The following is a 22,288-nucleotide window of genomic DNA, read 5'->3' as shown; positions in this document are numbered from 1 at the left end:
TCTCGACACGGCCGCGGGCGGCCTACTCGACCAGCAGACTTAGGCGGTGGATCGTGCCCGAGGTCGCAGACAGCGGCAGCGCGGATGCCCCGGACCGGGCCGCGATCACCTCGGCGAGGATCGCCACAGCGGTCTCTTCCACTGTGCTGCCGCCGAGATCGAGACCGATCGGCGAGCGTAGTCGCGCGATCGATTCCTCGGCGACCCCGCGCTCGCGCAGCGAGGCGACGCGGCGGTCGTGCGTGCGGCGGGAGCCCATGGCCCCGACGAATCCCGCGGGCGATGCGAGCGCGAGCGCGACGAGCTCGGCATCGAACCGGGCATCGTGGCTGAGAACGCAGATCACGGTTCGGGCATCGACCTCCGCGGTCTCGAACCAGGCCGTGGGCCAGGCGACGATGACGTCGGCTCCCGGAAATCGCTCCGGCGTCATGAAGAGAGGTCGGGGGTCGCAGACCGTCACCCGGTAGCCGAGCACCTGCGCGGCCGTCGACAGGGCGGCGGAGAACTCCATCGCACCGAACACGATCAGGTGGCGTTCGACCGGTGGCCGTTCGGTGAATCCCGAGCAGACCTCGATCTCTCGCCGGGTTCGCAGCGCCTCCACGAGATCGTCGGTGAGCAGCTGCACCTGGATGCGCAGCCGGCCCCCGCAGGTGAGCCCGACCGAGTAGGCGGTCTCGTCGCTCACGCCATACTCGACGGTGCGCGTGACGCCGTCGGCGAGGACGAGCTCGCAGGTGTCGACGACCGCGCCCTCGACGCATCCACCCGCGATGCTGCCGATGACGGACATGCCGTCGAACGCCATCGAGGTGCCGACGGTGCGGGGCGCGCTGCCGTCGATCGAGACGGCCGTCGCCACGGCCAGCCGACTCCCGGCGGCCACGGCGGCGAGCAGGCGATCCGCGATCTCGAACATGGTTTCAGGATGACACAGCCGCGTGACGCGCCGGTTACGGCGGGCTGGGCGTCCGCCGCCGGTATGGTCTGCCCCACTTCCGCCGCATAACTCCTGCAATTGACCGGCACAGGGCCGATTCCGACCCAATCCTCCTCGCCGGGAGGCAGATTGCAGGAGTTATGCCACAGGGCACGGCGGTGCCGGCGGGATGTCACGTGCCGGACACACGCGGGTGCTAGAAAATCACCATGCTCACAATCACCGGCGCGACCCGGATCCTCGTCGACGAAGCGACCGAACGTCATGGCGACCTGGTGCTGCGAGACGGCGTGGTCGCGACCGATGAACCGATGCCGGGCGAGAACGCCCAGACCCTCGATGCGAGCGGATGCGTCGTCACGCCGGGACTCGTCAATGCGCACCACCACCTGCTGCAGTCCGCCTTCCGCACCCTGCCCGGCACGCGTGGGGTGGCGATGCGCGACTGGCTGCCCACCATGGCAGCGGCCTACGGCCGAGCGGGCGTCGACGCCGAGCTCGCAGCGGTCGCGGCGTCCGTGGGCGTTGCCGAAGGATTGCTCTGCGGCGTCACGACGGTCGCGGATCATCACCTCACCTGGCCGAGCGGCGCAGATTCGGTGGCCATCGCCACCGCGACAGCGGACGCCGCACGCGCCCTCGGCGGCCGGCTGGTCTTCGTGCGGGGATCCGCGCGGGACGATCCGCAGGAGGCCGCGAGCTCGGCCGAGGCCATCGTGCAGGCGCTGCTCCCCCGCACCGGCGAAGGGATGCTGCAGCTCGCCGTCGGTCCGGCCGGAGTGCACAGCGACAGTCGGGAGACCTTCGAGCTGTTCGCCGAGGTCGCCGCGAAGCACGGGCTGCGGCGGCGCACGCAAGCCAACGAGCAGGTGGATGTCGCGATCGCCCTGGAGAAGTACGGCAGAAGACCGATCGACCTGCTCGAGGACTGGGGTTGGCTCGAGCCGGGCGTGACACTCGCCCACCTCTGCGACGTGACCGGCGAGGAGATCCGGCGGCTCGCGGCATCCGGCATCACGGCCACCCACGCGCCCGGCTGCGACCTTCCGATGGGGTGGGGGATCGCGCCGGTCGCGGCGCTGAGGTCCGCCGGCATCGTCGTGGGCCTCGGCACCAGCGGCGGCGGGAGCAACGATGCGGGACACCTGCTGGCGGATGCCCGGCTCGCCATGCAGGTCGCGCCCCTCGTCGGGCCGCCGATCGCGGCGCGAGAGGTGCTGGCCATGGCGATGGCTGGCTCAGCCGCCGGGCTCGGCCGTGCCGAGCTCGGCACCCTCCGTGCCGGATCCGCCGCGGATCTGTGCGTCTGGGACGTGTCGGGGGTCGCCGATTCCGGCGTCGCGGATCCCGTGGCCGGCCTGCTGTGGGCGAATCCCGGGCGCCGCCCGAAACACGTGGTCGTGGCCGGACGGGTGGTCGTTAGGGACTACCAACTGGTCGATGCCGACGAACGCGAACTAGTGGCGGCGCTGGCAGAGCGGGTGCCGGTCGCGTAGGCCCACTCTCGCGAAAGCGACCTACTCGACCAGCGGAGGCTAGAGCTCCAGCACCAGCCTCGGGCAGGCCGCCCGCGAGACGCAGATGTACATCACGGAATTCTGCTCCTGCTCGAGGGGCGTGAGGATCGAGTCGCGATGGTCGACCTCGCCCTCCAGAACCGGCGTCTCACAGGTGCCGCAGGTGCCCTCGCGGCAGCTCGACAGCACGAACACGCCAGCCTCCTCCACCACCTCGAGGATGCTCCGGTCCGGCGGCACGGTGAGGGTCTCGCCGCTGAGGGCAAGCTCCACCTCGAAGGCGCCCTCGAACACCGGAGCCGCCAGCGGTTTGGCTTCGAAGCGCTCGACGTGCAGCGGATGCCCGCCCGCGGCGGCCTCGACAGCCTCGATGAACCGGGTGGGCCCGCACGCGTAGATCGTGGCCATCGGGTCGAGCGAGCCGAGCAGCTCCGCGAGATCCACGCGCGTGCCCTCGTCGCTGAGATGGAGCGTCGCCTCCCCGATCTCGTCGAGCAGTGCGAGGGCAGACCGGGATCGCCCCGAGTAGTGCAGCTCGTAGCGGATGCCGGAGGCCGCAGCCGCGCGTGCCATCGACGCGATCGGCGTGATGCCCACCCCGGCCGCAAGCAGCAGCACGGGAGAGCCGGGGAACGGCGAGAATTCGAAGTGATTGCGCGGACCCCGAACCCGGATCGTGTCACCCACCGCGAGCGCGTCGTGAAGCCACACCGAACCGCCCCGGCCCGTCGGCTCCCGCAATACGGCGATGCGCCACGTCGGGGCATCCGGCACCGGCGCAGGAAGCAGCGAGTACTGGCGTTCGTCGCCCGAGGGCAGCACGAGGTCGATGTGCGCGCCCGGTTGCCAGTGCGGCAGCGATGAGGCATCGGAGCGCGCGATTTCGAAGACGTCGATCGAGTCGGCGACCTGCGTGCGGGCGACCACGATGGCGTCGAACTCTGTCTCGTGCGAACTCATCGCGACTCCGGCTTCTCTTTCACGACGAACAGCCGGTAGCCGCCCGGTTCGGCGGCATGCCACCGATGACGGATGCCGCCCGCGAAGTAGACGGAGTCGCCGGCGCTCAGCACCGAAGATTCGCGACCCTCGAAATCCACGATCACGACCCCGGAGACCACATGAAGGAATTCGTCGCCCTCGTGCTCGTAGAACTCGCCGGGCACCTGGTTGGAGCCGCGGAACTCCATGGGGTGGAACCGTCGCCGGCCGTGCACGAGCAGGCGTCCCTCCCCGTCGCCGTAGGGGCCTCGCGTGCCCTGGTCGGCGTGCACCACCACGATGTCCGACTGGTCGGCCGCGTCATCCTCCGCCGCGGCCATGAGCTCGAGCTGGCTGCTGCCGAGGGCGCGGGCGATCTTCTCCAGCGAGGTCATGCTCGGACGCGCCCGGCCGCGCTCCAGCTGGCTCAGGAAGGGGTGCGACAGGTCTGCGCTCACCGCGAGCTGGACTAAAGTTAGTCCTCTGGCTCGACGCAGTTGACGGATGCGGATGCCGATTCGTTCGGCTTGCAGGTCAATCGCGGAATCGACGGTAGTGACGGGGTCCTCCTCACTGTGAGAGCGCTAGCGATCTTGCAGGACGGGAGCGGCCCGGGCAACCCGACGGACTCAGGCTTAATAGATGGAAACGATGCCGTTACATGTCGGAAACGGGGCATCCCTAGATTCGATGATGTTGACGATATCAACATTTTTCAGCGACCAACTCACCGGTGCGATGGTCGCCCACCCCCGTCGTTCGAGGAAGGTGCCGCACCGTGTCATCCCTGCCCCGCAGCATCCGCCAGCTGACGAATGCAACTCTTCCCGATGGCTCGCGAGTGGATGTCACGCTCGAGGGCGGCACGGTGAGCGGCGTGTTCCCCGCGGCGACTCTCGCCGACAGCACCGAGATCCAGAATGACGGCTCGACACTCGACCTGACCGGCTTCCTGCTGCTGACGGCTCCCGCCGAACCCCACGCACACCTCGACAAGGCCCTGTCGTGGGATCTCATCGATCCGCCGATGGGTGACCTGGAGCTCGCGATCGAATCCTGGCGTGACTACACCGCGGTGATGACGGTCGAGAGCATCGCCGAGCGGGCTCGCCAGGCGGCGATGCTGCTTCTGCGACAGGGTACCACCGCGGTGCGCACGCATGTTGACATGCTCGTGGGCGACAACCCGATGCGCGGAGTGCGCGCGCTCGTGCGCGTGCGCGAGGAACTCCGCGACCTGATGGACATCGAACTCGTCGCGCTCGCCGGGCCGTTCGTGCCAAGCGAACTCGTCGATGAAGCCCTCGACCTCGGCGTGGACCTGGTGGGCGGCGCCCCGCACCTGGCCGAAGATCCGCTCGCCGACCTCCGCCGCCTCATCGCCATCGCCGAGCGACGCGGTGTCGGCAGCGACATCCACACCGACGAGAGCCTCACCGGCGCACCGACCCTCGGAGAGTACGCGCGGCTCGTTCGCGACTGGACGGTGCCGGCATCCGCGGGCCACTGCGTGCGCCTGGGCACTCTCGAACCGACAAAACTCGCCGCCGTCATCACCGAGGTGCTCGCGAGCGATCTCGGCATCATCTCGCTGCCCATCACCAACCTCTACCTGCAGGGCTGGCAGCATCCGGTCGGCACCCCGCGCGGGCTCACCGCGCTGCGGGCACTGCTCGATGCCGGGGTGCGCGTCGCGGCCGGAGCCGACAACGTGCGCGATCCGTTCAACCCGGTGGGGCGCAGCGATGCGCTGGAGACCGCCTCACTGCTCGTCTCCGCCGGGCACCTCACGCTCGACGAGGCGTACGCGGCCGTGAGCTCCGGGGCTCGCTCGGTGATGTCGCTTCCTCTCGCCGGGGTCGAGGTCGGCGCAGCGGCCGAGCTCCTCGCCGTGCGCGGGACCAACCTCTCGGATGTCATCGCCAACGCCTCAGCGGACCGCTTCGTCATCCACGCCGGCCGTCTCGTGGCGCAGAGCACCGTCAGTTACGACGTTGCCGCGCCTCGCGTCGCCGTAGATTCCCCCGCCCCCTCCCTAGCCGAAACGAGGTGATGCTGAGCATGTCCGCCCCAGCACTCATGAAACCGTCTCGCAGCGCTGCATCCAGTGGCACACTGCTCGACTTCCGCAATGTCGCGATGCAGTTCCCCAACGGCACCGTCGCCCTCAGCGGCATCGACCTCACCGTGAACCGGGGGGAGTTCGTCACCGTCGTCGGACCCTCCGGCTGCGGAAAATCCACCCTCCTGCGAATCGCCTCCGGTCTCGAAACCGCCTCTGAGGGCACGGCAGAGGTCGACACGAAGCGCATCGGCTATGTCTTCCAGGACGCGACGCTGCTTCCCTGGCGCACGGTGCAGGACAACGTCGAGCTTCTCGCCGAACTCAACGGCGTGAAGCCGAAAGAACGTCAGGCGAAGGCGAAAGAGGCGATCGAACTGGTCGGCCTCTCTGGCTTCGAGAAGAACCTGCCCAAGCAGCTCTCCGGCGGGATGAAGATGCGCACCTCGCTCGCCCGCTCTCTCACCCTCGAGCCGGAGCTGTTCCTCTTCGACGAGCCATTCGGCGCCCTCGACGAGATCACCCGCGAGCGACTGAACGACGAGCTTCTCAAGCTCTTCGTCGAGAAGCAGTTCGCCGGCCTCTTCATCACCCACTCGGTCTCAGAAGCCGTCTACCTCTCCACCAAGGTCATCGTGATGTCCGGCCGCCCCGGATCGATCGTCGGCACCTTCGACGTGCCGTTCCCGATGCCGCGGGATCCGGACATCCGCTTCACCGCGGAGTTCGCGGAGCTGGTCGGCGAAGTGTCCCACGCGCTGCGAGAGGGGCACCACTGATGTCTGTCGCAGGCTCGGGAATCGCTTCCGGCGCGGGCGCCGGAAATTCTCTCTCCCCTCGTGCGCTCCGGCAGGCGCGCATCAACCGGGTCTACGCCCGGCGCGCCAATCAATGGTGGCCGCCGCTCGCCGTTCTCGCGGTGCTGGTCGGGCTCTGGTATCTCGTGGCGAACTACTACGCCAGCCAGCAGCTCGCCTTCCTCGTGCCCTACCCGCACCTCGTGGTGAAGGCCGCGTTCGCGGACCCACTGTTCACCCCGCAGCTCGTGGCCGACCTCGGCAACTCCACCCAGGTCGCCCTCACCGGGCTCGTGATCGCGATCGTGATCGGTGTCGTCTGGGCGACGTTGATGGCGCAAGCCAAGTGGGTCGAGCGATCCCTGTTCCCCTATGCGGTGATCCTGCAGTGCATCCCGATCCTCGCGCTGGTGCCGCTGATCGGCGCACTGTTCGGCTACGAATTCCTCTCCCGCGTGATCGTGACAGTGATGATCTCGATCTTCCCGATGGTGTCGAACACGCTCTTCGGACTTCAGTCGACGGATCTCGCCCAGCGCGAACTGTTCAAGCTCCAGGGCGCGAGCAAGTGGACCACCCTCACCAAGCTGCAGTTTCCGGCGGCCCTCCCGTCGATCTTCGTTGGGCTGCGCAACGCCGCGGGGCTCTCGGTCATCGGCGCGATCGTCGGGGACCAGTTCTTCCAGCGGGGAACGCCCGGGCTCGGCGTATTGATCCAGGTCTCGACCTCCCGACTGAACGGCGCGGGCACCTACGCGGCCATCCTCACCGCATCGCTGCTCGGCGTCGCCGTCTTCCTGCTCTTCGGATGGCTCAGCCGACTGGCCATCGGCAAGTGGTACGACTTCGGCTGATCCGCCCACAGATTTCCACCCGCACCACCGTTCGCAATCACCCGCAGAATCACACAGCACACGAGGAGTCCCAATGCACAAAACAGCAGTCCGCTCCACCATCGCCGTCGGCATGGTGTTCGCTGCAGGAATCGCCCTGGCCGGCTGTGCCAGTGCGTCGCCGAGCAGCAGTACAGCCCCGACCGCCGCAGCAGGCGCCGTCGACCTCTCCGGTGTCTGCCCGGCCACCGTCACCATCCAGACCGACTGGAACCCGGAGGCCGACCACGGTCACCTCTACCAGCTGCTCGGACCGAACCCGGTGATCAACGCCGACAAGAAGTCCGTGAGCGGCGACCTGTACGCCAGTGGCAAGTCCACCGGCGTGAAGGTGGAGATCCGGTCCGGCGGACCGGCCATCGGATTCTCGACGGTGAGCTCGGAGATGTACAAGGACAAGGACATCACCCTCGGCTACGTCTCCACCGACGAGGCCGTGCAGCTGTCCGCGAGCCTGCCGACGACCGCGGTCTTCGCCGAGAACGACATCTCCCCGCAGATGATCATGTGGGACCCGGCGACCTACCCCAAGGTCAAGACCATCAAGGATCTCGCCACCGCGCTGAAGGATGACGGCGGAGTCGTGCGTTACTTCCAGGGCGCGGCGTACATGGGCTACCTGCAGGGATCGGGCATCCTTCCCGAGGCCCAGACCGATGGCGCCTACGACGGCACCCCGGCGAAGTTCGTCACCGCCAAGGGCAAGGACGGCCAGCAGGGCTTCGCCACCGCCGAGCCGTACATCTACCAGAACGAGGTCTCGGCCTGGGGCAAGCCCGTCAACTTCCAGTTGATCAACGACACCGGATACCCCATCTATCCCGAGGCGATGTCGGTTCGTTCGTCGGAGCTCTCCACCCTCAGCCCGTGCCTCAAGAAGCTCGTGCCGGTGCTGCAGCAGGCCGATGTGGACTACATCTCCAAGCCTGCCGCCACCAACAAGCTGGTCACCGACCTCGTGACGGCGTTCAACAACGGCTGGGTCTACTCCGAGAAGGTCGCGGACTTCGGCGTGAGCCAGATGAAGAAGCTCAAGATCGCCTCGAACGGATCCAACGCCTATGTCGGCGACATGGATGAGGCCCGCGTGCAGAAGGTCATCGACATCGACACCCCGCTGTTCACCGCCTCGGGTTCCGCGCCGAAGACCGGCCTCAAGGCGGCCGACCTCTTCACCAACGAATTCCTCGACACATCGATCGGATTCTGAACCACCCATGAGTGATCCACTGGTGACGACGACCCTGGCCCGCCCCGCGCGGCTCGCCGGACAGCGACTTCTCACGAAGCGTGTCGTCGTCACCGGTGGCGCTCGGGGAATCGGCGGCGAGATCGCGCGCCGCTTCGCCTCGGAGGGTGCGCGGATCGTCGTTCTCGACCGGTTGGTCGAGGAGGGCACCCGGCTGGCCTCCGAGGTCGGCGGCACCTTCATCCCGGTCGATCTGGTCGACCCCCTGGACACGGCAGACGCCACCGCCCGCGCGATCGACCACCTCGGCGGCGTCGACATCCTCGTCAACAGCGCCGGCATCCTGCGCTTCTCCCCGTTGCTCGAGGTGACCGTGACCGACTGGAACGAGATGTTCTCGGTCAACGCCCGCGCCATGCTCACCACCATGCAGGTGGCCACCCGGGCGATGATCGCGGCCGGTTGCGGGGGCAAGATCATCAACCTCGCCAGCATGGCAGCGAAGACCGGCGGAGCCGGCGAAGGTCACTACGCCGCCTCGAAGGCCGCTGTCGTCGCGCTGACCCGCGTGGCCGCGCTGGAGTGGGGAACCCACGGCATCACGGTCAACTCCCTCTGCCCCGGCTACGTGCTCACCGACATGGGTGCCGCCACCCGCACCGACGAGGACATCGCCACCTGGTGCGGATACTCCCCGCTCGGCCGACTCGGCGAGCCCGCGGATGTCGCGGGCGTCGCCCTGTTCCTCGCGTCCCCCGACGCCGACTATCTCACCGGACAGGCGATCAACGTCACCGGCGGAATGGTCATGCACTGACTGTGAACCTGCACTGACATTCGATCCGAAGGACCACTGATGAACGACTCCCCCATCGCCGCACTCGAGGCCGAGTTGCGCGAACTGCTCGGCGACCGCGGCGTCAGCGTCGAACTGGCCGCACGGCAGCGGGCCTCCACCGACGGCGCACACCTCTCCCCCGTGATCAAGGAGCAGCTGCCTCTCGGGCTCGCGGAGCTCGTGGCCTACCCGGCCAGCGCGGAGCTGATCGCCGCGACCGTCGCGGCTGCCGTGCGCCACGGCATCCCGATCACCCCGCGCGGCAAGGGCACCGGCAACTACGGCCAGGCCATCCCGATGGCCGGCGGACTCGTGCTCGATATGTCCCGCGCCCGGGCGATCACCGAGGTCGGCGACGGGTTCATCACCGCGGAGGCCGGCGCATCGATGGCAGCGCTCGAACAGGCGGCAAACAAGGCCGGCCAGCAGATCCTGATGTATCCGTCCACGGCCAATTCCTCGCTCGGTGGCTTCCTCTCCGGGGGCTCCGGCGGCACCGGATCGATCAAGCACGGCTCCAACAGTCAGGGCTTCGTCGCCGCCCTCGACGTGGTGCACGCGGTGGAGGATGCCTCGCTCGTGCACGTCGCCGGTGAGGCCGCCCAGCCCTACGTGCACAACTACGGCACCGCCGGGATCATCGCCCGGGCCACCGTCGTCACCGAACCGCTGCAGGACTGGCGCGGATTCTTCGCGAGCTTCGACACCTTCGAGCAGGCGATCTCCGTGATCCGGGAGATCGGCGCGCTCGAACCCACGCCCCGCCTGGTCTCGGCGGACCTGGCGACCCTGGCCAACGCCTTGCCGCCGGATCCGGCCATTCCCGCCGACCGGGCGAGCCTGCGGGCGATCCTCGATCTCTCGACGGTCGCCGCGGCGACGGCCCTGGTCGAATCGGCCGCGGGCCGGGTCGAGGACGTGCGTGAAGGCGCGCAGGCCACGATGAGGATCAGCATGATGTCCTACAACCACCCGATCGAGTTTCTGCAGAAGGTCTACCCCGACCGCTACTTCCACGTGGAGGTCAGCGGCGACGCGCTCGTCGATCGCATCGACGAGGTGCACGCGGTGTACCCCGGCGGCATGCTGCACATCGAGGCGCAGCACGAGCGCCCGATCGGCATGCTCGCCGGCGTCTACTCCAGCGCCGAGGAGGTCTTCGCGGGCTTCGAGAAGCTCACCGAACTGGGCGTCGGATACCACAATCCGCACCAGTGGTTCGTGGACTTCGAGCCGGAGCGCACCGCGGCCCTCGCGGCGACGACCGACCCGCAGCGGCTGCTGAACCCGGGCAAGCTCGTCGCCCCGTCGGTGTCCACCGGAGCCAAGGTCTCATGAGCGTCTCGTCCCGTGACCTGGTCAACCTGTCCGGGCCGGCCGCCAGTGCCGCGCTCACCGAGGACTCCATCCTCGTGCTGCCGACCGGAGCGATCGAACACCACGGTCCACACCTGCCGCTCTCGACCGACTTCCTGATGGCCGACCTGATCGGGCGGGCGGTCGTCGAGTCCGCGGCATCCGCCGGCCAGGATGTCTGGTTGCTTCCGCCACTCGCCTACACGAAGTCGGACGAACACCACTGGGCGCCCGGCACCGTGTGGCTCACCTGGGACACCCTCATGCAGACGGTAGTCGACATCGGACGCTCGGTGGCCGCGACCCCCGCGAAGACCCTCGTGTTCTACAACGGGCACGGCGGAAACATCGCCCTCCTTCAGGTGGCCCTCCGCGAGCTGCGGCGACGCTTCGGCCTGCGCACCTTCCTCATGGGCACCGGAATCATCGCGGGAGACGGCGACGTGGGTCCGGACGAACGCGGCTTCGGCATCCATGGGGGCCACGAGGAGACGTCGATGATCCTGCACCTGCGGCCCGACCTCGTGGACATGACGCAGGCCGACCGGTGGGTTCCCGACCACATGGCTGACCTGAAGCACATCAAGTTCAACGGCGGCCCCGTGAGCTTCGGCTGGCTGTCGAACGACTTCGGGCCCGTAGGCGTCATCGGCGACGCGACCGGTGCCACCGCGGAGCACGGTCGGGTGATCTTCGACCGTGCCGTAGCGAACGGCGTCTCGGCGCTCGATGAGATCGCCCGATTCCGGCACCGACCATGAGTGAGCCGCAGAGCCCCTGGCAGGTGGTCGAAGAGTGGCTGCCCGGCAACGACGAGCCCGAACGCCCGCAGATGAACCTCTCGACCGTGAGCATCACCGGGGAACCGGATGCCCGCACGGTGCTGTTGAGCGAGTGGGACTCCCAGGGCTTCTACTTCCACACCGACGCGCTCTCGCGCAAAGCGGCCGCGATCGTCGCGAACCCCGCCGTCGCCCTCACCTTCCTCTGGCCGGGGTTCACCAAGCAACTCGTGGTGCAGGGGCGCGCTGAGGTCGCCCCGGCGCCCGAGATCGCCGCCGCCTATCAGGCACGCTCGCCCTTCCTCCAGCAGTTGGCCTGGCAGAACACCTTCGAGTTCGCACAGTTGCCGGATGACGAGCGTCGCGACCGCTGGGCGACTTTCACCGAGGCGCACACCGACGGGGCATCCGAGCCCATCTTCTCCCAGCCCGAGACCTGGATCGGCTTCCTGGTGCGACCCACCCGTATGACCTTCTGGTCGAGTGGATCGGATGCCCCGAGTCGCCGGGTCGAATACCGCGCGACCTCCGGCGGCTGGACCGTCGCCTACCTCCCGGGCTGAGCTGCGCCCTTCTCCGCATAACTCCTTCTGCATAACTCCTGCAATCTGGGGGCAGCCAGCAGGGGTGCCCGCAGACACGGGGCACTTCTCGCGGCCCGGGGCACACTGCAGGAGTTATGCAACCGGAGAGTCGGGGACCGCCGGGGTGAGATGATCGAGCAATGCCCGCACCACAGCTCACCGATGAGGGAATCCGATTCGTGACCGAGCGGCACCTCGCCACGCTCTCGACTCTCTCCCGCAACGGATCCATCCACACGGTGCCGGTCGGCTTCACGCTTCATGACGGCACCGCGTTCATCATCACCTCGCGCTCCTCGCAGAAGGTGCTGAACGCGCGTCGCTCTGGCCATGCCACCCTCTGCCAGGTGGAGGGTGCGGGCTGGGTCACCCTCGTCGGCCAGGCGGAGGTGCTGGAAGATGCCGAGAGCATCGCCCTCGCCGTGAGCCGCTATGCCGAGCGCTACCGGCAGCCGCGGGTGAATCCCGAGCGGGTCGCCATTGCCGTGCGCGTGGAGCGGATTCTCGGATCCTCCGGGTTCGTCGAACGCTAGGTGTACTGCCGGGTCAGGCGGGCTTCGTCGCCAGCAGGATCGTGTCGATGGCCACCGAGCCATCTGCCGTCATACGGTCGTAGCGGCGGCACTCCGCGATGTCGAGACCGGCTGCGGCGGAACGCACAGCCTCGAGGCCCCAGAGCATCGCGGGATCCTTCGGGCCGCCCGCCCCGTGCTCGAGGTTCTCGCTGTCGTGGCCGATCATGGCAAGGGTGCCTCCGGCAGCGAGGGAGGCTATCGCGTTCGAGATCGCCGCGGTGAGCTCTGCCGTGGGCAGCTGGAGGTAGGCGAACACCACGAGGTCGGCGGGGGTCGGTGACACCCAGGTGGTGGCATCCGCCGTCACCCAGTGCAATTCGAGACCGGCGGAGGCGGCGCGCTGGCGCCCGATCGCGAGACCCGCCGAAGCGAAGTCGACGGCCGTGACACTCCAGCCGCGCGAGGCCAGCCACAGGGCGTTTCGCCCCTCTCCGGCGGCGAGGTCGATCGCCGACCCGGCGGGGAGAGTGCCGGTGACCTGCTCGATCCAGGCGTTCGGTTCTATCGACCACACCGGTTCGCCGGCTGCCGCGGCGGCGGCATAGCGGTCATTCCAGAACACGTCGCTCATGAGCCATCCACTTCGTCGGAGATGCGGGCGAGGGCTTCGGCGAATGAGGCTTCACGCCCCGGACCGGTGCCGCCCGACAGGTTGATGCCACGGACCCCGTCGATCTGCAGCAGCTCTCGCCCGAGCTCGACAGCGGCGGCGATTCCCTCGGCGAAGGGATCGCGCGCCGCGAGGATGCGGTCGAGATAGCCCTCGGGCAGCACGAGGGTCGTGAAGCTGCGCAGAAGCGCAGCGCTCTCATGATCGACCACGACGGGAACGCACGGGATGAACATCATCGTGGCGCCGAGCTGCTGCGCGGAATCCACGAACTCGGCGACGGGCGCCGCGCCGCCCGCGTGATTGACGAAACAGACCTCCGCGCCCGCGTGCATCTTCTCCCGCAGTCGGGCCGGGCGCCGGTCGACGGGAGGCGTGGCCGGGGACTCTCCCACCGACACCAGGTGCCCGGCGGCACGGGCGAGTGCGGCGGTCTCGGTCGAGTCGAGGTCGAAGACTGGCGCGGCATCCGGTCTGCTGCCGGTGAGAGTGTGGTCGCCGGTGACGCAGTGCACACCCGCGACGCCGACATGCGCCAGGCCCGCGAGCTCGCCCTCGAGCGCGACGCGGTTGCGATCGCGGCAGTTGAATCCGGTCCACACCGCAAGGCCGGCGGACTGGATCAGGTGCGCACGGTAGGAGGGCGGGAACTGCACGCGCGCCGCCCCCGCGTCCCCCGCGAGCACGGCATCCACCCGACCGGAGAGGAGGTCAGCGCACTCGGCGATCGAGGCGGCGTCGAGGGCGCGTGCCGGGAAGTCGGCCACGACGATCGCCCGAGTCTGCAGCAGCGCTCGCATCCGCTCCGCTCCGGCGGATGCCACGGGCTGGGGAAGCGGGTCGGCCGCACCGGGCTCCGCCTCGCGTTCGATGCCGTGCCAGCGCACCGTCGGCAGCGCGAGGAACACGCACGGGGCCGGGGACACCTCACAACTGCCGTCGAACTCGACCCCGCCGCACGGGCCGTACTCCATGTGCTTGGGGCACGCGTCGAGCGCTGCGATCGTCATCCCCTCATTATTCAGGAACCTGTGGGGCCAAAGAGGGCGGATGTCGCCTACCGGAGTTCCTCCGGTGAACAGTCGTCCCTCCCGCCCCACAGGTTCCTGAATAATGAAAGGACCAGACGAGGGGGACGCGGATGACCGCACGGTTCGAGTTGGTCGTGGGGGCAGCATCCGCGCTCATCGAGGGGGTCTTCCGCCCGGCGTGGGTCGGCATCAGCGGGGGCGTGGTCGCCGCAATCTCTGACCGGCCGCTCGAGGGCGCGACCGAGGTCACTCTCGCAGAGGATGAGGTGCTGCTTCCCGGACTGGTCGACACCCACGTACACATCAACGAGCCCGGCCGCACCGAGTGGGAGGGCTTCGCCAGCGCCACCCGCGCGGCGGCCGCCGGGGGCGTGACCACGCTGATCGACATGCCCCTCAACAGCATCCCCGCCACCACGACCGTCGAGGCACTCGAGATCAAGAGACGCAGCGCGGCGGACACGTCGATCGTCGACGTCGGATTCTGGGGCGGTGCCGTTCCGCAGAACCTCGGTCGGCTTCGTGAGCTGCACGACGCCGGCGTCTTCGGGTTCAAGGCCTTTCTCGCGCCATCCGGAGTGGACGAATTCGATCACCTCGATGCGGCCCAACTGGAACGGGCCCTCGAGGAGATCGCCGGGTTCGGTGGACTGCTCATCGTGCACGCCGAGGACCCGGGCGTGCTCGACGCGCATGTCAACGCAGGGGGCACCGACTACAACCGCTTCGTCGAGTCCCGGCCGGACGAGGCGGAGGTGACGGCGATCGAGCGGGTCATCGCGGGAGTGCGGCGCACGGGGGCGAGAGCGCACATCCTGCACCTGTCGTCCGCGGCGGCCCTCCCCGCGTTGCGAGAGGCGCGGGCGGAGGGACTGCCGATCACGGTGGAGACCTGTCCGCACTACCTCTCCATCAGCGAGGAGCAGGTGCCCAACGGCGGCACCCAGTTCAAGTGCTGCCCGCCCATCCGTGGGGACGCGAACCGGGACGCCCTCTGGCAGGCCATGCTCGACGGCGACATCGACATCGTGGTCACCGACCACAGCCCGAGCACCGCCGCCCTCAAGTTCGCGCACAACGGCGACTTCGCGCTCGCCTGGGGAGGCATCGCCGGGTTGCAGACGGGACTCGCCGCCGTGTGGACGGAGGCTGCGCGCCGCGGCATCCCTCTCGAACGGGTGATCGGATGGATGGCGACGGGGCCGGCAGACTTCGCGGGACTCGGCACAAAGGGCCGCATCGCGGTCGGGGCGACCGCGGATCTGATCTCCTTCGCGCCCCAGGCGACCTTCACGGTGCACGCCTCCGAGCTCCTGCACAAGAACCCCGTGAGCGCGTACGACGGGCGCGAACTGCGCGGGATCGTGCGGCAGACCTGGCTGGCGGGGCATCCGCTCTCCGTCTCCGCGGACGCAGCGAGCGGCGGCACCCTACTCAGTCGGCCGTGAACGCCGTTACAAAGAATGTTGACCACGGAAACATCGCGGTCACACGAGTTTGCGAGGATCCCACAATGGCAATCATCCTTGGCGACAACCAGTACGGCAAAGCCGAGTGTCGGCTCGTGCGCATCTATCGCGATTCGAAGCGGCACGAGATCCGCGACCTCAATGTGTCCACCGCGCTCCGCGGTCCGTTCGAGCCGGCCTATCTGGTGGGTGACCAGTCGAACGTGCTCCCCACCGACACCCAGAAGAACACTGCTTTCGCCTTCGCCAAGTCGAAGGGCATCGACTCGATCGAGAGCTTCGGCCTCGAGCTCGCCCGCCATTTCGTGCGCGACGTCGACCCGGTGGAGGGCGCCCGCATCGAGATCGAGGAATACGCCTGGGAACGTGCCGTCGTCGACGGCGCAGAGCACGACCACACCTGGTTGCGCAAAGGCCAGGAGATCCGCACCGCCGCGGTGACCGTGGATGCCTCGGGCGAACACGTCATCGGCGGCTTCAAGGACCTCGTCATCCTCAAGTCCACGGGCTCGGAGTTCGCCGGATTCCTCACCGACGACTACACGACCCTCAGCGAGACCCACGACCGGGTCATGGCGACGGCCCTCGATGCCAAGTGGCGGTTCACCACGACGGATGTCGCGTGGGACGATGTCTACCGCGGCATCAAGAGCATCCTCGTGCGGGAGTTCGCGACGCTGCAGTCGCTCGCCCTGCAGCAGACGCTCTGGCACATGGGCAAGGCGCTGCTCGAGGCCTACCCGTGCATCGCCGAGGTGCGGCTCAAGGCACCCAACCGACACCACTTCAGCTACGACATCGGCCAGTTCGGCCTCGACAACAGCAACGAGGTATTCATCGCCGCCGACCGGCCCTACGGGCTGATCGAGGCCACCATCCTGCGAGACGACGCCCCGGATGCCGGCGAGGCCTGGCGTGCATCGGCGGGCCTCGCGTGAACGCCTCGGCTGCGGATGATACCCGCTGGCTCGAACGCACCGTCGAGCTCGCCACGCGGAATATCGCCAACGGCGGCGGACCTTTCGGCGCGGTCATCGTGCGCGACGGCGCGCTGGTCGCCGAGGGACAGAATCGGGTGACCGCCGATCTCGATCCCACCGCCCACGCCGAGGTGATGGCGATCCGGGCCGCCTGCACAGTGGAGCAGTCGTTCTCTCTGGCCGGGGCGACCCTGTACACGTCCTGCGAGCCGTGCCCGCTCTGCCTCTCCGCGGCCCTCTGGGCGCGGGTCGACCGGGTGGTCTTCGCCGCCGACCGGCACGACGCCGCCCGCGGGGGGTTCGACGACCTCGAGTTCTACGAGTTGTTCGCGCGCGACCGCAGCACCTGGCACATCCCAGTGGACTCCGTGCGCATCCCGCAGTCCCCGGCGCCGTTCGACGCCTGGCTGGCGAATGAGGCGCGCACCGACTACTGAGGCGTCGGCGGGCGGAGCTGCTCTGCAGTGCGGCATCGACCTCCCCGACCTCCCGCGTGCATAACTCCTGCAATGCGGCGCCGGTTCTCGGCACGACCCCGAGATTACGGGGAACGTCGCCGTGAAGGCCCCGGATTGCAGGAGTTATGCACGACGTCGTGGTGCAGCGCTGAGGCGGCCGGCACCAACCCGGCGCTCAGCTGCCGCGATAGGTCGAATACGCGAAGGGGCTCAGCAGCAGCGGCACGTGGAGGTGGGCGGCGCTTCCGAGGATGAAGTCGATAGTCACGACCGGGAAGAAATGCGGAGCCTCGCCGAACCAGGCGCCGGTATCGAAGGCCAATCGATAGTGGCCGGGCGGGAGGGCATCCGGTCCGAGGGCGGAGATACGACCGTCGGTGTCGGTCGATCCCGTCGCGATGGCAGATCCCTCAGCGGTGGACAGCGTGACCGACACATCGACGGCGGGTCGCCCCGTCGCGGTGTCGAGCACATGGGTGGTGACGTGGCTCACGACAGGTCGTCCTCGGCGGGAGTGGCCCACAGTCTCTCGATGCGCAACAGGGCGATGTCGCGCAATTGCTCTCCGACGATCTCGAGCTCCGAGCTGTTCGGCAACTCGAGACGCCTCTCCAGTTCGGTGAGGATCTCCGCCCGGGACCGTCCGGCGGCACGGATGATGAACACGCGGCCGAAGCGCTGCTCGTAGGCGACGTTGCCGGCGGCGATCTCGGCGGCGAGATCTTCCTCGTCCGAACCGAGTCCGGCCTGCTCGTTGCGGCTGAAGGCCTGCGCCGCGCCATCCCCTACCGGCTTCTCACCGATGCGCGGATGGTGCGCGATCGCTTCGTCGATCTCGCTCGCACTGAGCGGGGTCGCTGCCGCGCTCGCCACGTCCAGCAGCTGCGAGACCGACTCGAAGGGAGCAACCCGCACCACGTCGTCGACCCAGCGGGGCACCGCGAGACTCGCCATCAATCCGGCGCGGAGTTCGGTGAGGGGCAGCTCGATCATCTGCCTAACATTACCCATGACCACGCTCACCGGAATCGTGCTCGCGGCGGGCGGAGGCACCCGGCTCGGTCGGCCGAAGGCACTGCTGCGCACCGCGGATGGCGAGCCCTGGGTCGCCCGGGCCGCTGGCCTGCTTCATGCCGCCGGTTGCGACCGCGTGGTCGTGGTGCTCGGAGCGGCCGCCGAGGAGGCCGAGGGCCTCGTGCCGGCGGGATGCGAGATCCTGATCGCGCAGAACTGGGCCGAGGGCATGGGCGAGTCTCTGCGGGTGGGGCTCGGCGCGGCCAGCGGGGACGCGGCCCTCATCACTCTCGTCGACCTTCCGGAGCTGCCCGTCGCCGTCGTGAATCGGACGCTCGAGCGGCCGGTGACCCGCCACACCCTGAGGCAGGCGGCCTTCGACGGTCGTCCGGGGCATCCAGTGCTGATCGGCAACGCGCACTGGGCGGCTGTGGCCTCGACCCTCGTCGGTGACCGGGGAGCGCGCGACTACCTCGTGGCCCATGACGTGCAGCAAGTGGAGTGCGGGGACCTCTTCGATGGGCACGATGTCGACCGGCTGTAGCCCGCTACCGGCCCGCAGTCTCGGGATGTCAGTACTCTGACACAAGCTGTCGCACCGCGGCCTCGTAGGCGTCGAGCGCCGCCGCGACATCGGCCGCCGTCACGTGCTCATCCGGATGATGACTCACACCCCCACGACAGCGCAGGAACAGCATGGCGAATCGGGTGAGCGCCGAAACGGCGACACCGTCGTGGCCCGCACGACTCCAGAAGGCCAGCGGGTCGGCATCGCCGGTGGAGCGGATGCCCGCGCCGATTGCCGCCTGCAGGCCGGGATCGCAGGTGACGGCATCGGCCCGGTACGTCTCGGTCGCGGCGAAACTGAGCCGGCGCCGGGTGCAGATCTCTTCGGCAGCGGTGCGGATGCGTTCGAGACAGTCGTCGCGGTCGGCGTCGAATTCTGCCCGGAGGTCGAGGCTCAGCTCCACCCTGCCGGGGATCACGTTCACCCCACCCGGGAACGCCTGCAGGCGCCCGACAGTGCCGATAGTTCCCGTCTCCTTCGAGAGCCGCTCGATGGCCACGACCAGTTCGCTCGCGCCGACCAGGGCGTCCCGGCGACGGTCGAACGGCGTGCCGCCGGCATGCCCCGCCGTGCCGGTGACCGTGAGTGCGAAGCGCCGAGCGCCGGCGATCGAGGTGACGACGGCGAGCCGCCGATCGGCGTCCTCGAGTTGCATACCCTGCTCGATATGCGCTTCGAGGTAGCCGATGACCGACTCCGAGCGGCGGAAAGCTCCCGGCAGGCGCGCGGGGTCGAGCCCGAAGTCCTGGAAGGCCTCGGCGAGAGTGATGCCGTCCTTGTCAGTGAGTTGCCACCACTCCTCGTTCCAGGTGCCGGCCAGGGCGCGGCTGCCGAGCAGCGCGGTGCCGAAGCGGGTTCCTTCCTCGTCACTGAAGGCCACCACCTCGAGCGCGAAGGGCAGCACGATGCCGGATCCGCGCAACCGGTCGACGACGGCGATCGCCAGAAGCACGCCGAGCATGCCGTCGTAGCGGCCGGCATCCGGAACCGTGTCGATGTGCGAACCGAGCAGCAGCGCGGGCAGTCCTGGCGTCGAGCCCTCCAGGCGGCCGCACTGGTTGCCGGCGGCATCCTGCCAGGTCGACAGGCCGGCCTCGGTCATCCAGCGGGCGACGAGGTCGTTGGCGGCACGATGCTCGGGCGAGAGGTGCACCCGCTCGAGCCTGTCCGGCTGGCTCGACAGCCCCGCGAGGTCGTTGCATCGCTCGAGGATGAGGGCGGCCTCCGGGGCGCTCATGAACCGTAGAAGTCGAGGGCGGAGCCGACTCCGCTGCCCGCCGTGACCGCGACACCACCGCGGCGGAGCACCTGCTCGAGAGCCGCGAGGGTGGTGAGCACGGTGTCGCGCCGGGCGTTGTAGCCCATTGTGCCGATGCGCCAGACCCGGCCGAGCAACGGACCGAAGGAGGTGCCGATCTCGATACCGTAGTCACTGAGCATGGTCGCGCGCGCGCCGTCTCCGTCGATCCCGGAGGGGATCTCGACACCGACCACGTTGTTCATGCGCACCGATTGGTCACCGAACAGGTCGAATCCGAGCCCCACGAGACCGGCGACCATCGCCGAGCCGTGCAGACGGTGACGCTCGATCGCCTCGGGAATGCCCTCCTCGATGAGGATCCGCGCGCACTCCCGGGCGCCGTAGAGCATCGTCGTGGCCTCGGTGTGGTGGTTGAGCCTCTTGGGGCCCCAGTAGTCCATGATCATCGCGAGGTCGAAATAGTTGGAGCGGATCGGGCTCGCCAGCACCGCATCCCCCTCGGATCGGATGCCCGCCTCGATGCTCTTGCGGCGGTCGATCACGTCCACCGCCGCCGCCGAGAGCGTGATCGGTGCACTGCCGGAGGGGCCGGCGAGGCACTTCTGCAGGCCGGCGGTCGCGACATCCACTCCCCAGGCATCGGTCTCGAACTCGTTGCCGCCGAGGGATGCCGTCGTGTCGGTGTAGAGGAGCACCCCGTGCTTGGCACAGATCGCGCCGACCTCGTCGAGGGGCTGGGCGAGGGTCGTGGAGGTGTCACCGTGCACGATGGCGAGGATCTTCGGCTTCGTGGAAAGGATCGCGGCTTCGATCTCTGCCGGGGTGAAGACCGTGCCCCACTCGCGTTCGATCGCGTGCACCTCGGCTCCGCAACGCTGGGCGATCTCGCGAAGGAGGTGGCCGAAGCGTCCGAAGATCGGCACGAGCACGCGATCGCCCGGCTCGATGAGAGAGACGAGCGCGGCCTCGATACCGGCGCGAGAGGTTCCATCGACCAGCAGGGTGGCTTCATTCTCGGTGCGGAATACGCCCCGATAGAGCTCCATGGTCTCGGTCATGTAGGCCGTCATCGCGGGGTCGTACTGGCCAACCAGCTGGGCGGACATCGCCCGGAGCACGCGCGGATCGGCATTGATGGGGCCGGGGCCCATCAGCAGCCGCTGCGGGGGATCGATCGGGTAGCTCTGCATGGTGTCCTCGCGGGGTGGATGAAACTGCTGTTCGAGAGGTCAAGCCTACGGAATGGGCGTTTCAGACGGGTTTCGCGAAGTGTGATGGACTCGGAGGCGTGACGATGAATTTCTCCAGCTATGTGGCCATCGGCGACAGCTTCACCGAGGGCGTCGGGGACGACCTGCCCGATGGACGGGTGCGAGGGTGGGCCGACCTGGTCGCCCTCGGCCTCGCCGCGGCATCCCCGGAGCCGGTCAGCTACGCGAACCTCGCCATCCGGGGCCGGCTGCTCGCCCCGATCGTGACCGACCAGCTCGACGCCGCGATCGCGCTCTCCCCCGCGCTGATGAGCATCAACGGGGGCGGCAACGACATCCTGCGTCCGCGGGTCTCGATCGGATCGATCGCCGACCAGCTGGAGGCCGCTGTCGACAAAGCGGTCGCCAGCGGGGTGCACGTGATCCTGGTCAGCGGCGCGGACCCCACCCGGCACATCCCCCTCGGATCCTTCGTGCGTGCGCGGGGAGAGCTGCTCGCAGCATCCGTTCGCGGTCGGCTGCCCAAGGAGAACGTGACCTTCGTCGACAACTGGGCCGACGCCGAGCTCGGGCAGCTGCCGTACTGGTCTCGCGACAAGCTGCACCTCAATCCGGTGGGGCACGCCCGGGTCGCCGGGAACGTGCTCGCGGCACTCGGTGTTCCGATCGCGGATGCCTCGGACCCCGGTGCCCCCGCCGAAACGCATGAGCGCACCTCCGCGTATTGGCGCCGCTACGTGCTGCCCTGGATCGGACGTCGCCTCACCGGCCGCTCCTCCGGCGACAACCGTGAGCCGAAGATCGCGAGTCTGCAGCCGGTCGAGCTGCCGACCCGCGACTGATCGGCTTTCTCGTGGCTATCCCGGGTGCTCCCCGTCACGGGCGGTCGCCCGGGGCCGCCGCTACGGCCGTCCGCTCGCCGGCCCACCGGCCGCCCGCGCCAGCCGTCACGCGCCGGCCACCCCACGTCGACCGTCACAAACGGTCGCCCTGGCCCGCCGAGGGGACAGTTTCTGACGGGCGGGCCCAGACCAGGTTGCGGCCCGCAGGGAAAATCCCCCAGCGCTCGACCAAGCCCACGCCGACCGTCCCCGCGCGCGACAAGACCCCGCCGAGGACCACCCCCGTCAACCGTCACAAACGGTCGCCCCGGCCCGCCGAGAAGACAG

The 22,288-nt window shown here is 68.7% G+C and carries 24 protein-coding genes; 15 read left to right on the top strand and 9 right to left on the bottom strand.

The window, feature by feature from the left end; all coding sequences use genetic code 11:
* Nucleotides 1-22: 22 nt before the first annotated feature.
* Nucleotides 23-922, bottom strand: a complete 900-nt coding sequence (locus F1C58_RS03645; RefSeq protein ID WP_185202681.1) for an XdhC family protein — start codon at nt 920-922, stop codon at nt 23-25.
* A gap of 230 nt (nt 923-1,152) precedes the next feature.
* Between F1C58_RS03645 and F1C58_RS03640 the strand changes: the two genes are divergently transcribed.
* Nucleotides 1,153-2,439, top strand: a complete 1,287-nt coding sequence (locus tag F1C58_RS03640) for an amidohydrolase family protein (RefSeq protein WP_185202680.1) — start codon at nt 1,153-1,155, stop codon at nt 2,437-2,439.
* A gap of 39 nt (nt 2,440-2,478) precedes the next feature.
* Here F1C58_RS03640 and F1C58_RS03635 read toward each other — a convergent pair whose 3' ends face one another.
* Both F1C58_RS03635 and F1C58_RS03630 read right to left on the bottom strand, forming a co-directional pair.
* Nucleotides 2,479-3,420: a PDR/VanB family oxidoreductase gene (locus F1C58_RS03635; protein WP_185202678.1), complete on the bottom strand. Its 942-nt coding sequence runs from the start codon at nt 3,418-3,420 to the stop codon at nt 2,479-2,481.
* Nucleotides 3,417-3,899, bottom strand: a complete 483-nt coding sequence (locus F1C58_RS03630; protein WP_370543683.1) for a helix-turn-helix domain-containing protein — start codon at nt 3,897-3,899, stop codon at nt 3,417-3,419. The genes F1C58_RS03635 and F1C58_RS03630 overlap by 4 nt, the downstream gene beginning before the upstream one ends.
* 320 nt (nt 3,900-4,219) lie before the next feature.
* Between F1C58_RS03630 and F1C58_RS03625 the strand changes: the two genes are divergently transcribed.
* From F1C58_RS03625 to F1C58_RS03585, 9 genes are all read left to right on the top strand, one after another.
* Nucleotides 4,220-5,494 (top strand): amidohydrolase family protein, encoded by a 1,275-nt coding sequence (locus F1C58_RS03625; RefSeq protein ID WP_185202676.1) that lies wholly within the window; start codon nt 4,220-4,222, stop codon nt 5,492-5,494.
* An 8-nt stretch (nt 5,495-5,502) separates the two neighbouring features.
* On the top strand, nt 5,503-6,282 hold the full coding sequence (locus F1C58_RS03620; RefSeq protein ID WP_255461244.1) for an ABC transporter ATP-binding protein: 780 nt from the start codon (nt 5,503-5,505) through the stop codon (nt 6,280-6,282).
* The gene (locus tag F1C58_RS03615; protein WP_185202674.1) at nt 6,282-7,154 is read left to right on the top strand and encodes an ABC transporter permease; all 873 of its coding nucleotides are present in this window, start codon (nt 6,282-6,284) and stop codon (nt 7,152-7,154) included. The genes F1C58_RS03620 and F1C58_RS03615 overlap by 1 nt, the downstream gene beginning before the upstream one ends.
* Before the next feature lie 73 nt (nt 7,155-7,227).
* Nucleotides 7,228-8,403 carry an ABC transporter substrate-binding protein gene (locus F1C58_RS03610; RefSeq protein ID WP_185202673.1) on the top strand — a complete coding sequence of 392 codons (1,176 nt, stop codon included), beginning with the start codon at nt 7,228-7,230 and terminating at the stop codon, nt 8,401-8,403.
* A gap of 7 nt (nt 8,404-8,410) precedes the next feature.
* Nucleotides 8,411-9,199 carry an SDR family NAD(P)-dependent oxidoreductase gene (locus tag F1C58_RS03605; protein WP_185202671.1) on the top strand — a complete coding sequence of 263 codons (789 nt, stop codon included), beginning with the start codon at nt 8,411-8,413 and terminating at the stop codon, nt 9,197-9,199.
* Nucleotides 9,200-9,238: 39 nt separating this feature from the next.
* The gene (locus F1C58_RS03600) at nt 9,239-10,558 is read left to right on the top strand and encodes an FAD-binding oxidoreductase (protein WP_185202669.1); all 1,320 of its coding nucleotides are present in this window, start codon (nt 9,239-9,241) and stop codon (nt 10,556-10,558) included.
* A complete protein-coding gene (locus tag F1C58_RS03595) occupies nt 10,555-11,337 on the top strand; it encodes a creatininase family protein (protein WP_185202667.1) in 783 nt (260 codons plus the stop codon). The genes F1C58_RS03600 and F1C58_RS03595 overlap by 4 nt, the downstream gene beginning before the upstream one ends.
* Nucleotides 11,334-11,921, top strand: coding sequence for a pyridoxal 5'-phosphate synthase (locus F1C58_RS03590; protein WP_185202665.1), 588 nt, complete (start codon nt 11,334-11,336; stop codon nt 11,919-11,921). The genes F1C58_RS03595 and F1C58_RS03590 overlap by 4 nt, the downstream gene beginning before the upstream one ends.
* A 161-nt stretch (nt 11,922-12,082) precedes the next feature.
* On the top strand, nt 12,083-12,475 hold the full coding sequence (locus F1C58_RS03585) for a PPOX class F420-dependent oxidoreductase (protein WP_185202663.1): 393 nt from the start codon (nt 12,083-12,085) through the stop codon (nt 12,473-12,475).
* Between the two features lie 13 nt (nt 12,476-12,488).
* On the opposite strand, the gene F1C58_RS03580 is transcribed toward F1C58_RS03585, so the two are convergent.
* Complete coding sequence (locus tag F1C58_RS03580) at nt 12,489-13,088, bottom strand: bifunctional 2-polyprenyl-6-hydroxyphenol methylase/3-demethylubiquinol 3-O-methyltransferase UbiG (RefSeq protein WP_185202661.1); 600 nt, start codon at nt 13,086-13,088, stop codon at nt 12,489-12,491.
* Nucleotides 13,085-14,137 carry a methylenetetrahydrofolate reductase C-terminal domain-containing protein gene (locus F1C58_RS03575; protein WP_185202659.1) on the bottom strand — a complete coding sequence of 351 codons (1,053 nt, stop codon included), beginning with the start codon at nt 14,135-14,137 and terminating at the stop codon, nt 13,085-13,087. Before F1C58_RS03575 ends, F1C58_RS03580 begins: the two co-directional genes overlap by 4 nt.
* Nucleotides 14,138-14,268: 131 nt before the next feature.
* Here F1C58_RS03575 and allB point away from each other — a divergent pair, with 131 nt between their 5' ends.
* The 3 genes from allB to F1C58_RS03560 all read left to right on the top strand — a co-directional run bounded on the left by allB (nt 14,269) and on the right by F1C58_RS03560 (nt 17,044).
* Nucleotides 14,269-15,606 (top strand): allantoinase AllB, encoded by a 1,338-nt coding sequence (gene allB / locus F1C58_RS03570; protein WP_185202657.1) that lies wholly within the window; start codon nt 14,269-14,271, stop codon nt 15,604-15,606.
* A 65-nt stretch (nt 15,607-15,671) separates the two neighbouring features.
* Nucleotides 15,672-16,565, top strand: a complete 894-nt coding sequence (gene pucL / locus F1C58_RS03565) for a factor-independent urate hydroxylase (protein ID WP_185202655.1) — start codon at nt 15,672-15,674, stop codon at nt 16,563-16,565.
* Nucleotides 16,562-17,044 (top strand): nucleoside deaminase, encoded by a 483-nt coding sequence (locus F1C58_RS03560; RefSeq protein ID WP_185202653.1) that lies wholly within the window; start codon nt 16,562-16,564, stop codon nt 17,042-17,044. The genes pucL and F1C58_RS03560 overlap by 4 nt, the downstream gene beginning before the upstream one ends.
* A gap of 196 nt (nt 17,045-17,240) precedes the next feature.
* Here the strand turns inward: F1C58_RS03560 and uraH are convergent, their stop codons facing one another.
* Both uraH and uraD read right to left on the bottom strand, forming a co-directional pair.
* Nucleotides 17,241-17,558, bottom strand: a complete 318-nt coding sequence (gene uraH, locus F1C58_RS03555) for a hydroxyisourate hydrolase (protein ID WP_185202651.1) — start codon at nt 17,556-17,558, stop codon at nt 17,241-17,243.
* The gene (gene uraD, locus F1C58_RS03550) at nt 17,555-18,058 is read right to left on the bottom strand and encodes a 2-oxo-4-hydroxy-4-carboxy-5-ureidoimidazoline decarboxylase (protein WP_185202649.1); all 504 of its coding nucleotides are present in this window, start codon (nt 18,056-18,058) and stop codon (nt 17,555-17,557) included. Before uraD ends, uraH begins: the two co-directional genes overlap by 4 nt.
* Before the next feature lie 16 nt (nt 18,059-18,074).
* On the opposite strand from uraD, the gene F1C58_RS03545 reads away from it, so the two are divergent.
* Nucleotides 18,075-18,623, top strand: coding sequence for an NTP transferase domain-containing protein (locus tag F1C58_RS03545; protein WP_185202647.1), 549 nt, complete (start codon nt 18,075-18,077; stop codon nt 18,621-18,623).
* A gap of 28 nt (nt 18,624-18,651) precedes the next feature.
* Here the strand turns inward: F1C58_RS03545 and F1C58_RS03540 are convergent, their stop codons facing one another.
* A complete protein-coding gene (locus tag F1C58_RS03540) occupies nt 18,652-19,884 on the bottom strand; it encodes an allantoate amidohydrolase (protein WP_185202645.1) in 1,233 nt (410 codons plus the stop codon).
* Nucleotides 19,881-21,098 carry an alanine--glyoxylate aminotransferase family protein gene (locus F1C58_RS03535; RefSeq protein ID WP_185202644.1) on the bottom strand — a complete coding sequence of 406 codons (1,218 nt, stop codon included), beginning with the start codon at nt 21,096-21,098 and terminating at the stop codon, nt 19,881-19,883. The genes F1C58_RS03540 and F1C58_RS03535 overlap by 4 nt, the downstream gene beginning before the upstream one ends.
* 104 nt (nt 21,099-21,202) lie before the next feature.
* Here F1C58_RS03535 and F1C58_RS03530 point away from each other — a divergent pair, with 104 nt between their 5' ends.
* The gene (locus F1C58_RS03530; RefSeq protein WP_185203972.1) at nt 21,203-21,961 is read left to right on the top strand and encodes an SGNH/GDSL hydrolase family protein; all 759 of its coding nucleotides are present in this window, start codon (nt 21,203-21,205) and stop codon (nt 21,959-21,961) included.
* Nucleotides 21,962-22,288 lie beyond the last annotated feature (327 nt).

It is taken from the genome of Glaciihabitans sp. INWT7 (assembly GCF_014217685.1).
Lineage (GTDB): Bacteria > Actinomycetota > Actinomycetes > Actinomycetales > Microbacteriaceae > Lacisediminihabitans.
The sequence above is the reverse complement of the archived record's forward strand: the minus strand, read 5'-3'. Positions and strand labels throughout refer to the sequence as shown.

What these genes read in the sequence shown, in the direction of transcription:
- F1C58_RS03645 (WP_185202681.1), bottom strand. Translation starts at nt 922, where the DNA reads ATGTTCGAGATCGCGGATCGCCTGCTCGCCGCCGTGGCCGCCGGGAGT.
- F1C58_RS03640 (WP_185202680.1), top strand. Translation starts at nt 1,153, where the DNA reads ATGCTCACAATCACCGGCGCGACCCGGATCCTCGTCGACGAAGCGACC.
- F1C58_RS03635 (WP_185202678.1), bottom strand. Translation starts at nt 3,420, where the DNA reads ATGAGTTCGCACGAGACAGAGTTCGACGCCATCGTGGTCGCCCGCACG.
- F1C58_RS03620 (WP_255461244.1), top strand. Translation starts at nt 5,503, where the DNA reads ATGTCCGCCCCAGCACTCATGAAACCGTCTCGCAGCGCTGCATCCAGT.
- F1C58_RS03615 (WP_185202674.1), top strand. Translation starts at nt 6,282, where the DNA reads ATGTCTGTCGCAGGCTCGGGAATCGCTTCCGGCGCGGGCGCCGGAAAT.
- F1C58_RS03610 (WP_185202673.1), top strand. Translation starts at nt 7,228, where the DNA reads ATGCACAAAACAGCAGTCCGCTCCACCATCGCCGTCGGCATGGTGTTC.
- F1C58_RS03605 (WP_185202671.1), top strand. Translation starts at nt 8,411, where the DNA reads ATGAGTGATCCACTGGTGACGACGACCCTGGCCCGCCCCGCGCGGCTC.
- F1C58_RS03600 (WP_185202669.1), top strand. Translation starts at nt 9,239, where the DNA reads ATGAACGACTCCCCCATCGCCGCACTCGAGGCCGAGTTGCGCGAACTG.
- F1C58_RS03595 (WP_185202667.1), top strand. Translation starts at nt 10,555, where the DNA reads ATGAGCGTCTCGTCCCGTGACCTGGTCAACCTGTCCGGGCCGGCCGCC.
- F1C58_RS03590 (WP_185202665.1), top strand. Translation starts at nt 11,334, where the DNA reads ATGAGTGAGCCGCAGAGCCCCTGGCAGGTGGTCGAAGAGTGGCTGCCC.
- F1C58_RS03585 (WP_185202663.1), top strand. Translation starts at nt 12,083, where the DNA reads ATGCCCGCACCACAGCTCACCGATGAGGGAATCCGATTCGTGACCGAG.
- F1C58_RS03580 (WP_185202661.1), bottom strand. Translation starts at nt 13,088, where the DNA reads ATGAGCGACGTGTTCTGGAATGACCGCTATGCCGCCGCCGCGGCAGCC.
- F1C58_RS03575 (WP_185202659.1), bottom strand. Translation starts at nt 14,137, where the DNA reads ATGACGATCGCAGCGCTCGACGCGTGCCCCAAGCACATGGAGTACGGC.
- allB (WP_185202657.1), top strand. Translation starts at nt 14,269, where the DNA reads ATGACCGCACGGTTCGAGTTGGTCGTGGGGGCAGCATCCGCGCTCATC.
- pucL (WP_185202655.1), top strand. Translation starts at nt 15,672, where the DNA reads ATGGCAATCATCCTTGGCGACAACCAGTACGGCAAAGCCGAGTGTCGG.
- uraD (WP_185202649.1), bottom strand. Translation starts at nt 18,058, where the DNA reads ATGATCGAGCTGCCCCTCACCGAACTCCGCGCCGGATTGATGGCGAGT.
- F1C58_RS03545 (WP_185202647.1), top strand. Translation starts at nt 18,075, where the DNA reads ATGACCACGCTCACCGGAATCGTGCTCGCGGCGGGCGGAGGCACCCGG.
- F1C58_RS03540 (WP_185202645.1), bottom strand. Translation starts at nt 19,884, where the DNA reads ATGAGCGCCCCGGAGGCCGCCCTCATCCTCGAGCGATGCAACGACCTC.
- F1C58_RS03535 (WP_185202644.1), bottom strand. Translation starts at nt 21,098, where the DNA reads ATGCAGAGCTACCCGATCGATCCCCCGCAGCGGCTGCTGATGGGCCCC.
- F1C58_RS03530 (WP_185203972.1), top strand. Translation starts at nt 21,203, where the DNA reads ATGAATTTCTCCAGCTATGTGGCCATCGGCGACAGCTTCACCGAGGGC.